Here is a 15,663-nt window from a genome sequence, read left to right on the forward strand (position 1 = left end):
GTAACATAGTAGGGAAAATTATCTTGGACACTCTTTTTAGTCAAAATAAAACGATGATTCATGTTCCACGTTGAACAAGATTAAACGGTACTCTTCAACAAAAAAACACCCTCCATAAGAGGGTGTTCCCGCACTTTTTGTATGAAATCGGGCTATTTCGATGAATCCACAGGAAATTGTAAAATAAACTCCGTACCTTCGCCAAGTACGCTATTCACATTAATGATGCCTTGATGGGCGTCTACAATATTTTTCACAATGGCTAAACCGAGGCCTGTGCCTACACTTTCACCCCGAACACGTGCTTTGTCTGCTTTGTAGAAGCGTTCGAAAATAAAAGGTAAGTCAGAGGAAGGGATACCTACACCCTGATCCTTCACAGATACCCTGGCGAACGGAGCGCGAAGATGCGTAACCAGTTCGGCAGAAATCATTACATTTTTGCCAGTAGGCGTATGCCTGAACGCATTGTCCAGCAAATTCGTAAATACCTGCTCCAGTCGATCCTCATCTGCCTGTTGAAGTTCAATGGTGGGCTGTTTGCATTCAAACTGCAGTTGGATTCCCTGTTCTTTCGAGCGTACCGAGAACTTCCGATATACCCGTTCCAGCAGTTCTCCGAGGTCAACTTCCTTCATCACCATGTCCGTGTGTCCAGCTTCCATCCGGGCAAGATCAAGCAAATCTTTGACCAATCTGCCCATCCGCAGGGACTCATCATGAATGACCTGAATAAGTTCTTCACTCTCTTCCGGTGAGGTTGCCATGCCATCCAGAAGCGCTTCACTGTAGCCTTGCATCATGGATAACGGTGTCCGTATCTCATGAGATACGTTAGCCACGAAATCACGCCGCATTTTCTCCAGCCGTACTTCTTCTGTTACGTCTCTCAAGACAGCCACAGCGCCTCTGACAACACTATCAGCATACAATGGTGCCATCTGAACAGACCAGACACCTTGCTGTACATGAACATTGGAGCTCTGATCCCCGCCTTGCTCCATCACCAGTCTGAACAAAGGAAGGAGAGGCTCTGGTACATCACGCGAAGAATTTCCATACTGCTTGGAATCTTGTCCTTCATCCATCTGTGCCCAGTCCAGGTCATACCAAGCCTGCATGATCTTCTCTCCTGGCGGATTCGTCAGAATAACTTTACCTTCACCATCAAAAGTAACCACCGCATCGGTCATGCTTCGAAGTACACTCGCTAAATGTTCTTTCTCATGGTTAAGGTTGCGAATGTTATCTTCCAGTTGGGCGGCCATATGATTAAATGTGTTGGCAAGTTCACCAATCTCATCACTTGTCACCAGAGAGAGACGTGTTCCATAGTTCCCTTTGCGAATCGCATTGGCTGCCTGAATCAATTGCTGCATAGGCTGCGTAATTTTAGTGAACAGAAACAATGCAAAAAACGTCGTTAAGCTGAATCCGATAATACAGATATAGGTGAACAACCGCTTAATATCTCTGGATTCGGATTCTGCAAAGTTCGTATCAATGTAGGGCAGCAAAAAAAGACCCAGCGCTATAAGTACACAACCCACAAGGCAGATAATAGTGATCCATAACTTCCCGACCAGCGATCTCCAGAAATTAAAACTATTTCGGTACTTCCAGTTTATAACCCACACCCCACACCGTCGTAATCATGGCCGCCGATTCAGGCGATACCTTGTTAAGTTTCTCGCGAAGACGCTTCACGTGCGTATCCACGGTACGAAGATCGCCAAAGAATTCGTAATTCCATACATCTTTGAGCAATTCTTCTCTGGAGAAAACTTTGTCTGGAGATGTTGCCAAATAGTGCAGCAATTCATATTCTTTTGGTGTAAGACTGATCTCTTCGCCGCCAGCAGTTACCCGGTGGGCATCATGCTCAATAACCAGATGCGGGAACACAATGTTGTTACTCGAATTGCTCTCCTTGGAGAGATATGCTGTTGCAGAAGATCGACGTAGAATCGCTTTTACGCGATAAATCACTTCACGCGGGCTGAATGGTTTCACAACATAATCATCAGCACCAACTTCGAAGCCCTGAACCCGGTTAATTTCTTCACCTTTTGCAGTGAGCATCAAAACCGGCGTCGATTTCACCTGACGAAGACGGGTACACACTTCAACTCCATCCATACCCGGCAACATCACATCAAGCAAAATCAGACCATAGTCACCTGCTGTTGCTTTACGCAGCGCAGTTTCTCCATCCTCGGCTTCATCGATTTCATAACCTTCTTTTTCAAGATACATTTTCAAAAGCCTGCGGATTCTCTCTTCGTCATCCACGACCAGTATTCGATTCTCATGTTCAGCCATGCCTCTCCAGCCCCTTTGCAATAACTCCTCATCACTTCTATTATGTTCGATCTGGCGAACAATATTTGAATACCCTTCAATAAAAAGGTACATTTGTGTTTCCCGCTTCTAAACTGACCTTTACAATACGAGTTGTCCTAGTCCGCTCCAGCGTAAGAATGTAATCCGGCAATAATCAGATTCACCCCAACCAGCGTAAACATAACGACCAGGAAGCCAAGAACTGCAAGCCATGCAGACTTTTGACCTTGCCAACCTCTGGATAAACGCAAATGCAGATACACACTATAATATAGCCATGTAATTAATGCCCACACTTCTTTGGGGTCCCAGCCCCAAAAGCGACTCCAGGCAATCTGTGCCCAGATCATGGCAAAGATTAATGCTCCCAGCGTAAATATCGGGAAACCAATGGCAATCGCGCGATAACTAATCTCATCCAGATCATCAGCATCGATTCCATCCATCATCGGTTGTAACGCTTGTCCAAGTGGTCTGCGCACAAGAAGTCGTACAATTCCATACAGGATCAGACCTACAATAAGTGACCAAACCACCGTATTAAGCTTGCGCCCGGCATTTACCCCGTTCATCCAGGAAGGCGTCTCAAGTAAAGGTTTTTTCATGCCAAGAAACGGTGTCATGCTCTCCACTTCGCTATTATATGGTGCAAAAATCGGAGGCATGCGATAAATCACTTTCTCTATTGTACTATTTTCCTGTACCTCTGTGTCAATGCTGACCGTTTTCTGTACGAAAACCGTCTCGTAACCAGCGGCACGAAAGGCAAATACCGTTCCGATAAATCCGATGACTACAACGATCGTGATCAGGGTGAATTCGACCCATCCTCGTTGGCGTCTTGAAGACTTGTCTTTACCACTGAAATCAACGGTACGAAGCAAATACATGAATCCTGCGGCAAAACCGACGGCGAAGAATGCTTCACCAAGCGCGGCCAACGTCACATGAATTTTAAGCCAAATCGACTGAAGTGCCGGGATTAGTGGTTGTACCTCCTGAGGAAATACAGCGGCATACGCCATAATAATGATGGTAAGTGGTAAGGCAAACAAACCAAGTAATGACTTGCGGTATATGGCATATACGACAATAAATGCAACCATGATCATCATGGACAGAAAAGACATGAACTCGTACATGTTACTAACCGGGATATGACCTGCCCCAGCCCAACGGGTTACAAAAAATACGATATGTGCCGCCAAGGCGACAGTTGAAGCAATAAAAGCTCTTTTCCCCCAACGATTCATATGGTCCAGAGGATCACGATTACTCCATTTTTTGCCCATTACCGCGACAGCATATAACAAGAATGCAGCACAATAGAGAAAGAAAGCCACGATAAATGCGTCGCTGCTGAAATCCAATAAACTCATGCTTGGTTCCCCCCGTTATCCAACGACTTCTCTTCCACTTCCAGATTCATCTGTTTCAAGACGGCCGCAACTTCACGCCTGAAGCCAAACCAGTTTTTGTTGGTATGCCCACCCAAAGTGAGCTGTTTATCATCAAAACGAATCCAGATGCGGCGATGATGCCAATAAAAACCCATGACCAAACCCAACATAACAATACCGGCTCCTACCCATACAAAAGGCATTGCTTTATCCACTCGTATATTGAGATAACTTACGGACTGAATAATATCGACCTTGTCCATGCTGTCTACTTCAAGTTGTAAAGGAATCTCAGCTCCAATCAGCTGTTGGTTAATCGCATCCTGTTGAAAGCGTTGTTTATCAATCTGCTTCGCAAAGTACAGATATTGTATCCCCTCTTCAGGCAGATCAGGTCCCTTGATGAGAAAGAGAAAAGCTGGTGCATTAGGTGAAGGCGATTTTGATTTGGGCTTACCATTCTCATCCAATCCAAAGTCCATAAACTTTTCTTTTACCGTGAGATTATAAGGACCAGCTTCAAATGTTCTTTGGGTATCTACCATATCGATCTTAATTGCCCCGTATACTTCACCCGTCTTCGTATTGACCAGATCAGGCGTTACGGACCGAATGGTGGGTGTTAGATCATAATCAAATTGATATGCCTTCAGACCGTTATAATTCATTGGATGATTCACCCGCACATCATGTCTTGCCACTTCAGCTAATTGAGGTTTCTTCGAGAGATCCGAACAATCTGCTGTACATTCATACAAAACAACTTTCGTTTCAAACAGTTTCGGAACAGTTTTATTCAGGTTACGGAATTGTTCAGGTACTTCTTCCTCACTGTAGAATTCAACATTAAACTGTTCATTTTGCAAATACATCGAAGTATTCGGGATCTTTTTGATCTCACCTTCTGGAAAAGCGACATGCTCATCCAGATTCAGGCCAGGAAGTCCTCGTGCGAGCACAGCCAGCAGAAATATAATGAGTCCAATATGGATGACATATGGCCCCCATCGACTGAATCTCTGTTTCTCGGCGAGTAATGCATCCCCCTGGGTGTGCACACGGTATCCTTTCTTTTTCAGCGGAGTAACCGCTTTCTTAATCCAGTCTTCTGGTGCCTCTTCAATGGAACCTTGGTACACCAGACGCTGTCTAGTCAAAAATTGCGTATGTTTGCGTATTTTCTGTTTATTCAGTGCTTTGTAGAGCGGTAAGACGCGATCCAGACTGCATATCACCAATGATGCACCAATCAGCACCAGCAGTAGAATAAACCACCAGGATTCGTATGTATGGGACAGACCCAACAGATAATAGATATGACCCAACTGACCGTATGTTTCTTTGTAATACACGGAAGGATCAATATTCAAGAATGTACTTTCTTGCGGATAGATCGAGCCAAGCATAGAGCCTACAAGCGTGAAGACAATCATATAGACGGCAATTTTGACGGATGAAAAAAAGTTCCATATGCGGTCAATGATATTGGGATTACTCCGCTGTGAACGGCGCGCCATGCCATCATAACGCATTTCCAGCACTTCATCCGATTTAGCTTCTGCCTCCAGTAGCGGTTTCCCACATGCTTCACATAATACAGTGCCTACCGGATTCTGATGTCCGCACTCACATTTGGTATTTTGGAACACGAATAGACCTCCTGTCAGGGCTGCTTCGCCAGTTGCGAAATTTGAGCGTCAAGCGTGTCCAAATCAAGTTGCCCGATATGAATGGTAGAGATTTTGCCCGTGTCGGATACAAAGAATGTCGTTGGCATCGGAGAGATCCCGAAATCACGAACCGATTTTTTCTCCCGGTCTAACATGATTGGAAACGTAACCCCAACCTGCCGTACAAAATTATCCACGGTCATCTGGTCTTCCCCTACATTAATCCCGACAAATTGTACTCCTTGGTCCTTCCATTTGTCAGCTTGTGCCTGAAGTGCAGGCATTTCTTTAACACAAGGTTCACACCACGTGCCCCAGAAATTGATCACCATCGCTTTACCTTTGTACTCATCAGACGTATGAACTTGACCATCCAGGCCCAGCAGTTCAAAAGAAGGAGACTTGTCCCCTTCCTTTGGCTTGCCATTCGAGCCGGATACCGATGTGGTAATCGCGTATCCGCCCAACACCAGGATCAATAACAAAATGACGATTTGCACCGTTCTTCTTGATTTCCCCATGTGCTGCTCCCCTTTTAAGTGACTATAACAATCGCATATCATTGATCTAAGACAACTGTGAACATCCTATGAACAATTATAGCGAATTTCGTCACAAAACTGCGGCGGTTTTATGAAAATTATGTGTCCTCACATTACCTTTTTTTCATTTTTTTGGCTGGTTCTGATTGTGCGAGGGTAATCAGGTTGTTGACTTCTTCTTTGGTCAGATTGCGTGTCAAACCACGTTTCAGGTTTTGTAGCAAAATACCACCAAACGAAATCCGTTTCAATCGAGTTACCGGATGGTTAATCGCCTCGAACATGCGTCTAACCTGACGGTTACGCCCTTCATAGATCGTAATGGAGATCACCGACTCATTGGCCGCTGTATCCACATCTTTGTACTCCACCTCTGCGGGAGCAGTCATGCCGTCATCCAGCATAATGCCTGTCTTTAATTTCTCCAGAGCTGTACCATGTGGCACACCTTTGACCGTTGCATGATACGTTTTGGGTACGTGATGCTTCGGATGCGTCAACAAATGTGCAAACTCACCATCATTGGTCAGGATCAATAAGCCCTCTGTGTCATAATCGAGACGACCCACAGGGTATACCCGTTCCTTGACACCTTTCAGGTAGTCGGATACAATTTTCCGACCTTCGGGGTCAGATGCACTTGTGATTACGCCTTTTGGCTTATTCAACATCAGGTACACTTTTTTCTCACTGCGGATCGGTTTTCCATTAACCGTAATCATATCCTCTTCGGGGTTCGCTTTCGTACCCAGTTCGGTTACGACCTCCCCGTTAACTTCTACTTTGCCGGACAGGATCAGTTCCTCGCTCTTGCGGCGGGATGCAATGCCTGCCTGTGCGATAATTTTTTGTAATCTTTCCATGTTTGTCATGTCACCTCACACTAATGATACCCATCACGCAGGGAAATCACAAGGATAATCCAAGGATTTTGTAAACTGGAGACACGAATATCCATTTCTGGCTACCTTCCTCCTTCAGATTGATGCAAAAAAAGGCTTACCCTTACACAACCTGTTGAACACAGATGGCGTAAAGATAAGCCTTTTCCTCAAATCATTTAATTGGAAACTTTGCCGGCAACCGCAACCTGCTTTTTGGCAGGCGTGCTGCTATCTTTAATAAAAGTCTGCAATGTTTTGGAAGTAATATAATAGGTTCGTCCACCGTACACAAACGTCATCATACCGATCACCCTGTTGTTCTGATCCAGAACAGGACCACCTGAATTACCTTGTGCCATGGATTTCACAATACTACCGATTCCCTTCTTGCCTGGAACATCCGAAGCTTGGGAACTGAACACTCGGCTTTTGGCTATCGTATTGTAGGTTGAAGGGAAATCTTCATCCAGAATAACAAGATCACCAGCAGGATTTTTGGGGAATCCAATGGTGTAGACGACCTGGTTATCCCTTGCGTTTGTAAATGTGACCGGTTGGGCGTCTATCTCCTTGTCCAGCTTCAGTAGTGCCATGTCTGTCACCGGATCTGTTTTAATAATCTTCGCCTTTACAGGCTGACCCAAGGAACCCGGACTTGCAACAGTCAGTGTGCCTTCATCGCCATCAGACAGTTCAGCATAACTCTGAACGACATGATAATTCGTGAGTACTTCATCCTTGGAAATCAGTATCGAGGTACCAACATCATAATATACCATATCGGGTTCATCCTGCTTGACCAAACGTACATTCACGACCGGAAAAGAATCCGCTGTGACTGCCATTTGTGCACGCAGCTGTTTATCGAAGTAACCTGTAAAATGTATCGTCTGAACGGCTTGAGCCGCCGCCAGCCCCGTTGATCCTGCGAGCATTGCAATGGCAAGCACGCCTGACATTCCGACACGGAGCATTCGTTTCCAACTCTTCTGCATGTCTCACTCTCCTCCGCTATTATTCTAGCATATCTAATATATCGGAAGGAAAGGAGATATCTTTTAACCAAAAACGAGCAAACATATGGCGAGCGCTGCAATAAAACCAACGACATCGGAAAACAACCCCACTTTGAGTGCGTATCGACCGTTTCGTATGCCTACAGCACCAAAGTAGACAGTCAGCACATATAACGTGGTATCTGTACTTCCCTGAATCGTAGATGCCATGCGTCCAATCATGGAGTCAGGGCCATGAGTTTTGATCAGATCGGTTGTAAACGCAAGGGAGCCTGTCCCGGTCAATGGACGCAGAATCCCGAGTGGCAACACTTCCCCTGGTACACCCATCCAGGATACAAGCGGAGCTAATAGACTAATTACAAAATCCAGTGCACCCGAGGCACGAAATACGCTGATCGCGACCATCATGCCTACGAGATGCGGAATAATGCTGATTGCAGTCGAGAATCCATCTTTGGCCCCATCAACAAAGGATTCGTATACCGGGACCTTTTTGGTAAACGCATATAATGGAACAAACGCGATAATAACCGGGATGGCCCAGACGGAGATCCAGTTGATGAAGGTTAACAAGGGTGCTCATCCTTTCATGCCGGGATTGCCACTTTTCGGTATGGGCGGCGGTTTATGTAATGCCCTGTTTCGATACCAGCGATCGGCCATTATAGCAGCAAGTGTAGCGACGATGGTAGCCATCAATGTTGTTCCCACAATCTCTGTAGCATTTGCGGAATGATAGTTTAACCGGATGGCGATCAGCGTTGTCGGAATAATGGTAATGCTCGCTGTATTCAGAGCCAGTAAGGTGCACATAGCAGGAGAAGCGGTTTGTTTGTCCGGATTAAGCTCCTGCAGTTGTTGCATAGCTTTGATTCCCATTGGAGTAGCCGCATTTCCTAACCCCAGCAGATTCGCACTCATATTAGAGAGAATATAACCCATCGCCGGGTGATTTTTGGGCACATCGGGGAACAGGAAACCAACTACCGGACCAAGCAGCTTAGCAATCCGGGCCAGGAGACCAGCATCTTCAGCCATTTTCATCATACCCATCCAGAACACAAGCACACTGATCAGTCCAAAACAGACCGTTACTCCCGTTGCCGCGCCATCAAAAGCGGCTTGCGTGACCACTTCGATATTGCCGTTGATGGCTGCAAAAGCAAATCCGATCAAGATCATAAGTAGCCAAATTAGATTAATCATGGGTTACACCCTCCCTTCAACAAGATGTTAATTAAGGAGATAACAGGTGACTTAACACGGCACGCCATGCAGCTGCCCAGGAAGAGACATTGCCGATGCCACCCATCGTTGCATCTTCTGTCTTCGGTTCAGGAGGAATATAACTACCTTTGCGATACACCGGAATTGAGCCAACAAGTTTGCCGTCTAACTGCATATCAATACGACCTGCCAATCCGAAGGAAGGATCGGTCGATGGCTCCTTGCCTTCCGTTTCCGACTGTGCTCGATTCTGGTGCAGAATCAACTTCTTGGTCAATGAGCTTTGTTCACTCTTAGCCAGTGGGTACCAAAATCCCCGGCCCGTAACGACATCTGTATTTTGCACAGGCTGTTCTTGTTTGGCCACTTCTACCAACGGGAAGTATTCAAACCCAAAATCGAGCATCCGAGCATGATCATTCCAGTCGTTACCATCGTTCAGCGTTACCGCGGCGAGCTGCTGTCCATTACGTGTAGCGGAGCTGACCAAACATCTGAAAGCTTTCTTCGTGTAGCCGGTCTTCACCCCATCTGCACCTTCATACATCCGCAGCATTTTATTTTTGTTGTGCCAGGAGTATTCCCAGCTTTCATTGGGATTCGGTGCGGATTTGTCCTCCGTGGCTACGATGCGTTTGAACACCGGATTATGTAACGCATATGCTGTTAATCTGGCCAAATCATTGGCTGTAGAATAATGACCTTCTGCATCCAAACCATGAGGGTTCCTAAAATGTGAATGCGTCAGACCAATTTGCTCCGCCTTTTTGTTCATTAACAGTACGAAACCTTCTTCCGAACCACCCACATGTTCTGCGATCGCAGAGGCCGCGTCATTGCCTGAACGGAGCATTAGCCCGTACAACATGTTTTCGAGCGTCATCTCTTCACCTAATTTGAGATAGATAGAAGATCCTTCTTTGGCAAAAGCCGAGGGAGACACTTTAACTTTCTCATCCAACTTGCTGTGTTCGATCGCTACGATCGCCGTCATGATTTTGGTCAAGCTGGCAATTCGCAGTTCCTTATCCCCATCCTTGCTGTATAAGATCCGGCCTGATGTGACATCAATGAGAGCAGCGCTTTGCGCATGTGTTGACGGACCTTGAATCGTTGCCTGAGCTTGAGTAACTCCTAATGAAGACAGCAAGAAGACAGGGATAAGCATACATGCAATGACTTTCGTTATTTTTCGCATCAATTCATTCCTCCGGGTCACTTGGAATCTTGTACTATCTTATGTCCGGACAACTTGGAGTATGTCCCATAGGGCAAAAACAGCAAAAAAATCCCTCTCGCTGGGTTGCGGAAGGGACGTTATGTATGAGACGCTATGTAAGTGATGAAGAGCTAGGTTAACGATTACGCCTGATCCGGTTTATCCAGCATTTTAGCCACTTTTCTCATAATTCTGGAGACTCTCATCTGGCTGATGTCTTCCATATCTGCGGTCTGGGTTTGGTTAAATCCGTCTACACGATGCTTCAAAACAGTTACTTCTTTCTCACTAAGTTTGCGCTTGACCGAATCAATAACCGCATCAACGTATAACTTGTCCAGAACACCTTCTTCAATGTTCTCCCCACTATAGATGGTATCCAGCAACGTCACGGACTGGGTTTGTTGATCATCAGCACCTACAGGCTCATCCAGGTATTTCACACCTTTACCCACTTGAAGTGCTTTATTGATCTTCTCTTCTTCCTCATCAAGCAGCAATGCGATTTCATGTGCTGGTGGCAGGTAGCCCATATCGTGCTCAAGTCGATTGATTCGGTTGATTAATTCCGTTGCTGTGCGAGTTGGACGAATAATGCTTGCACTATCTCTCAGAAAACATCTGATTTCTCTGACAATGGCAGTAACAGCAAACGAACTGAATTTTACGCCACGCCCCGTATCAAATGCTTTAACCGCTTTGATGAATCCCAGACGACCCAGTTGAAGAATATCATCCTTCTCCACACAATGATTCTTAATAATCATTTCGGGTTTTCCAATATACTTATGAACGGAATGCCAAATCAGGTTCTCATTGACCAGAATACAGTCCCCAAGGAAAAACTCATCGAGCTTACAACGTTCAATATTTTCTACGTCATCCATTGTGTAATACTTTTTATCTGCCTGCAAATTCGTACTTATATGTTCTGGAAATTTTCCCATTTGGATCTCCCTATGTAAAATTGATAAACGATCTTATAGTATTCAAATTCTATTGTTAAATGATGTTTGTTGACCTTTTTTGATTATTTCAAGCATCTTGTTATGATGTTCCTTCACTTGATTGTAGTACCAGGGGCGAGCCTTTCCCTTATCTACATTGCCCTCCCCCTGATTATAAGCAATGGTTGCGGTACGAAGATTTCCATCGTATTTATCTATAAGATACTCCATGTACGTAATGCTTGTTCTGATATTCGTTTCAGGCTGATATAACGCATGCTTGCTCACACCGAATGACTTGGCTGTACTAGGAAGAATCTGAAGCAACCCAATCGCCCCATGAGATGATACACTATCCTCTAACATTCGGCTCTCCTGCCACATCATAGCCAGAATCCATACGGAATCGATATCCGTATCCTTCGTGTATTGAGATACCCACTTCACATACTTCAGTATCTTTGCTCGGCTCACTGTTTTCTCATGATGGAGTTCTATATATCGCTCAAGCATATCCGTCATTTGTATGTGCGCAGGAGCAACGGATTTAACTTTAACTTTTTTCTCTTGCTTCTCTGGCTTTACTTGCTTAACCTGCTCTACTTTCGTTGCTTGCATTAATCTCTTGGAATCAAGTGCTTCTTCGTCGATCAATTTGTAATTTCCTAATGCCGATAGACTCCCGTATTGCGACACTAATACCACAACAGCAATAACCATACCTATTGCTTTTTCTAAAGTGAGCAACAGATTCGCCCACCTCCTTAATGGAAACCTCTATATTATAGAAGGAATAATCTCATATCTAAGTCAGGATTGGTCTTGTTCACTTGGCTGATATACGATGATTGCAGCATATTCCAACGAACTGCTGATTGGATCAACGGTGGAGGTGAACTCCAGTCCGGTAACGAATGTATGCGGTTTGGTTAACATCCAGGAATTGATCAATTCTTCCACACCTGGGGCGCTAGCGGATACAAACGTTTTTACAGCTAGATCTGAAGCATAGTTCAACACCTTCATTTCTCTTTACCAGAAGAGTCTTGTTCCTCTTCCTTGTTCTCTTCAATGAGTTGATTAAACTCCTCTTCGGTCAGTTCATGAATCTCCAATTCGAAAGCACTTGTCAGAATGTACCCCATACCATCCGTTAAATGAACGTTATAAAATGTTTGTGGTTCTTCATGAAAGGTACCCTCTTCGTAGTTGAATCCAATAACGGCTTTTTCGTAACCAGCTACACTACCAGCAAACCATACGTTCGCCTGAGTTGTTGCACCAGTTGGCGTCTGTACCTCATGCATATTGGTCGGTGCGTGGATATACTTTCCAATCATACTGGCTACGATTTCTTCCGTTAATTTATCTTCTTTTGCTTTGATCATATGTGTCATCGAATTATTCCTCCATTGAATTAAAGTCTGGCGAACATTCATGCCCTTACATTCTCTATACGTGTTATCCGATCGGCAGTTAAATTGGAGGTTCAGATGAAGTACTTGTTCCGCTGCTTAGGACCATATAGTTCGTACGCATATGGAGTACAGCCATGTCCAGATCAGCCACTCGTTTGGAAACAAATTCTTCAATCACAGGCTCCAACTGGGTGAAGCCTACGCCCAAGATCGGTTTCTTATGAATATAGGCACGATGCATGATCACAATATCAGTAGAAGTCAAATGATTCATATCCAGATTAACCAAGACTGCATCGGCTTGTAGAACTACTTTCTCAATGATCAAGGTATACTCCCTGTTGCTTAAATCAGAAGCTGTCGAAGCATCATGACTAGCCCAAGCGATATCCGAAAATCCCTCCAGACGTTCCATCGCAAATCCTAAAACCACCACACTAAGCATCTTGTTCCACCTTTCTTCCTGTACTAATCTCTCTATACGACATAAAAAAGCACCCAGTTAAGGGTGCGCTCTCTGTTCTATGTAGGTTACTGAATCTATCTTCATCAAACTTAGGCTATTAATTGCCATTTATGACTACAATGCTTCGTATTTCTCACGAATCGCTTTCCATAACTGGGATATACGTGCCTTGGATACACCTAACATTCCTGCAATCTCTACAAATTCATACCCCGAAGTTCGAAGTTTAAAGATTTGCTTCTCTCGTTCATTCAACTTCATATTCTCCATAATATCTGTTACAAACTCAAAATTCTCATACGCAAACCCAGCATGACCAAGCGCTAATGCGATATCTGAGCCTTCCGATTCATCGCCGCCTCCCTGATCCGTGCACATGATCTGTACAGCGTTAACCACACTGAGATTTTTCTCAGACATGCACTTGCGGTACATATCCTTGATTTTATTTTCGATAAGATGATCAACAAACGTCGACATTTTCGCTTTTTCTGCATCATACTTGTCCAGAGAGTTAACCAATTTGATCATAATCTCCTGGGTCACATCTTCTTTTTCCATCCCGGCAAACGTTTTACCCCTAAGCTTGTAACGACACTTCTCCTGAGCTTTATTCAGGAACATGTCTATATCCCCAATCTCAAATAAATCATCAAAACCCATAGCAGTTGTAGCAGACATTATACATTTCCCCCATTAACGATTTAATATCAGTAGTTCGTATACTTTCTTCACAATCTAGTAGCTATCCAGCATGATCTTACTCTACATTCTCGCTATTGCTCACAAATCTCATATTCCATATGTAGTCTTGTCACACAGAATTAAAGCTAAATAAGCCTTTTAGATACAACCGATCAGGAAACCTCGCCTTTGATCCGCCTCCTCATTCCCATCCTATTACATTCAGAATAACAAATGCGAACTAATGTTCGCAACATTTATTTATTTTGTTCGCTTATATGCCTTTTACTGACTATATACGAAGTATACGGTGAAAGGTAAAGAAGCATTTTTCACAAACAAAAAGACCAACACAGAGCGCACCACTGGAAAATACCAAAATGGTGGAATGTGTCGGTCTTGGTCTGACATCTATTTCGTCCCAATTACCGAAGATATGGCCTTCAAGTTCTTTAATAAGTTATAGGCTTCGTCAAGATTATTAATCTATTCAATCGCCATAAGGGTAGTATAAGGAAATATGTAGGATATTGTCAACAACAAAATTAGTTCCCAAGAACCTGTCCAGTATTCAAACATTATTTAATAGGTCTTAAGGCATGTTTATCTCATCATTTTTCAGCAGCACTTCAACATCCTTGTTCATCTTGAAGACTGTAATCTGTTCCGCAAAATCATGGCCGAAAAACGTTGTTTCGATGTCTTCAATCTTCAGACCCATGTTGATATAGGAGAAAACGGGGTTGAAATCTTCTCTCATCATAAGTGCAAGCTTCAACTTGTATTCGGCGAAAATTTGACTTGAGTGTGATTGCATATGTTCCAGCATGAATGCTTCAGGCTTAGTAAATTTTGCTGTAAATTTTAAGATGATAAAATGATTCATGATGGAGACTCTGGTGTCTACTGGCCCGCGTTCAGTAAAATCTTTTCTTATTCTGGATGCCAGCTTTGCGAGCTCTCTTTCCAAGTCCTTTATCTCAATGTCCCATCCCTCCTTGCCAATCATCCTGACCCTTTCTACTGCCCTTGAATATATGAATTCAACCTAGTTTAATCAAAACTGCTTATACAAGACAAGTTTCAATGCATGCATTGAATCAAGTCACTATCATCTTTTCATGAAAAAGGAATAGACCCCAGAACTAGGCTTGGGGTATATCACTTTATTATCTATAGTTTACAATTATTAAAATAAATTCGCACTTGGTGTCGAAAAGCTAACACAAGTTAGCGTAAACGCTTTATTTAATTTATCGTTTCATTGTTAAGTTCTATTTTGAGCAGGCTAAATGCAACCAGGTTCAATGCGACATTGGCACCGTAATCCCTTTCGATCAAATCGAACGCTTCTTCCGTTGCTCCAACCAGGTCTCCCTTGTCCGAAGTCATCTCGGTAGTGACAATTTCCTCATTATTCAGTGCGAAGGTCAGCCTGTACAGCATCTGTGTTCCCCTCCTTAGAGGTCAATTCAATATTTCGCACATCGGTAAGATCAATGATATGAACCACATCATCTGTATCTTCCAGCGTAATCGATTTCCCTTCGTTCTTGTGTTTGGTGAAAAGTCGGCGATATTCTTGCTTAACCTCATCGGCAGTTAATGGGATTTCGCGTACGACCTTATCCGAATCTTTCTCTTTCTGTTGCAATCTAGGATTATCTTCCATCCAGTTTACCGTCTTCTTCTTCCCACTTCCCTTGAAATAGAAATGAGCAGTAAGTTCAATATTCATCGTTTAATACCTCCCGGAATAATTACGTTCTCACACTACTTTCTCTATACGTTTTGATCATCAAATTGTTAATGTTAATCTTCATATGTAGATACGGGATTCACAA

The 15,663-nt window shown here is 43.9% G+C and carries 19 protein-coding genes; all 19 read right to left on the reverse strand.

Features of this window, described 5'->3' with window-relative positions:
* Positions 1-152 precede the first annotated feature (152 nt).
* The 19 genes from MHI06_RS18545 to MHI06_RS18635 all read right to left on the reverse strand — a co-directional run bounded on the left by MHI06_RS18545 (position 153) and on the right by MHI06_RS18635 (position 15,557).
* A complete protein-coding gene (locus MHI06_RS18545; protein ID WP_340402149.1) occupies positions 153-1,550 on the reverse strand; it encodes an ATP-binding protein in 1,398 nt (465 codons plus the stop codon).
* Between the two features lie 55 nt (positions 1,551-1,605).
* Positions 1,606-2,322, reverse strand: a complete 717-nt coding sequence (locus MHI06_RS18550; protein ID WP_017687664.1) for a response regulator transcription factor — start codon at positions 2,320-2,322, stop codon at positions 1,606-1,608.
* A gap of 137 nt (positions 2,323-2,459) precedes the next feature.
* Positions 2,460-3,722, reverse strand: coding sequence for a cytochrome c biogenesis protein CcsA (gene ccsA / locus MHI06_RS18555; protein WP_062835220.1), 1,263 nt, complete (start codon positions 3,720-3,722; stop codon positions 2,460-2,462).
* A complete protein-coding gene (locus MHI06_RS18560; protein ID WP_340398712.1) occupies positions 3,719-5,392 on the reverse strand; it encodes a cytochrome c biogenesis protein ResB in 1,674 nt (557 codons plus the stop codon). The genes ccsA and MHI06_RS18560 overlap by 4 nt, the downstream gene beginning before the upstream one ends.
* A gap of 14 nt (positions 5,393-5,406) precedes the next feature.
* Positions 5,407-5,934 (reverse strand): redoxin family protein, encoded by a 528-nt coding sequence (locus MHI06_RS18565; protein ID WP_169482083.1) that lies wholly within the window; start codon positions 5,932-5,934, stop codon positions 5,407-5,409.
* A gap of 134 nt (positions 5,935-6,068) precedes the next feature.
* Complete coding sequence (locus tag MHI06_RS18570; RefSeq protein WP_062835222.1) at positions 6,069-6,818, reverse strand: pseudouridine synthase; 750 nt, start codon at positions 6,816-6,818, stop codon at positions 6,069-6,071.
* Between the two features lie 197 nt (positions 6,819-7,015).
* Positions 7,016-7,834 (reverse strand): serine protease, encoded by an 819-nt coding sequence (locus MHI06_RS18575; RefSeq protein ID WP_169482082.1) that lies wholly within the window; start codon positions 7,832-7,834, stop codon positions 7,016-7,018.
* A 63-nt stretch (positions 7,835-7,897) separates the two neighbouring features.
* The gene (locus MHI06_RS18580; RefSeq protein WP_062835224.1) at positions 7,898-8,431 is read right to left on the reverse strand and encodes a spore maturation protein; all 534 of its coding nucleotides are present in this window, start codon (positions 8,429-8,431) and stop codon (positions 7,898-7,900) included.
* Positions 8,432-8,437: 6 nt separating this feature from the next.
* Complete coding sequence (locus MHI06_RS18585) at positions 8,438-9,064, reverse strand: nucleoside recognition domain-containing protein (protein ID WP_340398713.1); 627 nt, start codon at positions 9,062-9,064, stop codon at positions 8,438-8,440.
* Between the two features lie 31 nt (positions 9,065-9,095).
* Positions 9,096-10,283: a D-alanyl-D-alanine carboxypeptidase family protein gene (locus tag MHI06_RS18590; RefSeq protein ID WP_340398714.1), complete on the reverse strand. Its 1,188-nt coding sequence runs from the start codon at positions 10,281-10,283 to the stop codon at positions 9,096-9,098.
* A gap of 164 nt (positions 10,284-10,447) precedes the next feature.
* Positions 10,448-11,251, reverse strand: coding sequence for a sigma-70 family RNA polymerase sigma factor (locus MHI06_RS18595; protein WP_340398715.1), 804 nt, complete (start codon positions 11,249-11,251; stop codon positions 10,448-10,450).
* 42 nt (positions 11,252-11,293) lie between these two features.
* Positions 11,294-11,998 (reverse strand): lytic transglycosylase domain-containing protein, encoded by a 705-nt coding sequence (locus tag MHI06_RS18600; protein ID WP_340398716.1) that lies wholly within the window; start codon positions 11,996-11,998, stop codon positions 11,294-11,296.
* 63 nt (positions 11,999-12,061) lie between these two features.
* Positions 12,062-12,268, reverse strand: coding sequence for a hypothetical protein (locus MHI06_RS18605; protein ID WP_169482076.1), 207 nt, complete (start codon positions 12,266-12,268; stop codon positions 12,062-12,064).
* A gap of 5 nt (positions 12,269-12,273) precedes the next feature.
* On the reverse strand, positions 12,274-12,648 hold the full coding sequence (locus tag MHI06_RS18610; RefSeq protein WP_169482075.1) for a hypothetical protein: 375 nt from the start codon (positions 12,646-12,648) through the stop codon (positions 12,274-12,276).
* Between the two features lie 79 nt (positions 12,649-12,727).
* Positions 12,728-13,114: a hypothetical protein gene (locus tag MHI06_RS18615; protein ID WP_169482074.1), complete on the reverse strand. Its 387-nt coding sequence runs from the start codon at positions 13,112-13,114 to the stop codon at positions 12,728-12,730.
* A gap of 135 nt (positions 13,115-13,249) precedes the next feature.
* Positions 13,250-13,816: a sigma-70 family RNA polymerase sigma factor gene (locus tag MHI06_RS18620; protein ID WP_169482073.1), complete on the reverse strand. Its 567-nt coding sequence runs from the start codon at positions 13,814-13,816 to the stop codon at positions 13,250-13,252.
* Between the two features lie 595 nt (positions 13,817-14,411).
* Entirely contained in the window at positions 14,412-14,828 is a 417-nt protein-coding gene (locus MHI06_RS18625) for a Na-translocating system protein MpsC family protein (RefSeq protein WP_169482072.1), read from the reverse strand.
* Between the two features lie 239 nt (positions 14,829-15,067).
* Positions 15,068-15,265: a hypothetical protein gene (locus MHI06_RS18630; protein WP_340398717.1), complete on the reverse strand. Its 198-nt coding sequence runs from the start codon at positions 15,263-15,265 to the stop codon at positions 15,068-15,070.
* Complete coding sequence (locus MHI06_RS18635) at positions 15,234-15,557, reverse strand: hypothetical protein (RefSeq protein WP_264927577.1); 324 nt, start codon at positions 15,555-15,557, stop codon at positions 15,234-15,236. Before MHI06_RS18635 ends, MHI06_RS18630 begins: the two co-directional genes overlap by 32 nt.
* Positions 15,558-15,663: the final 106 nt, after the last annotated feature.

It is taken from the genome of Paenibacillus sp. FSL H8-0079 (genome assembly GCF_037991315.1).
Lineage (GTDB): Bacteria > Bacillota > Bacilli > Paenibacillales > Paenibacillaceae > Paenibacillus.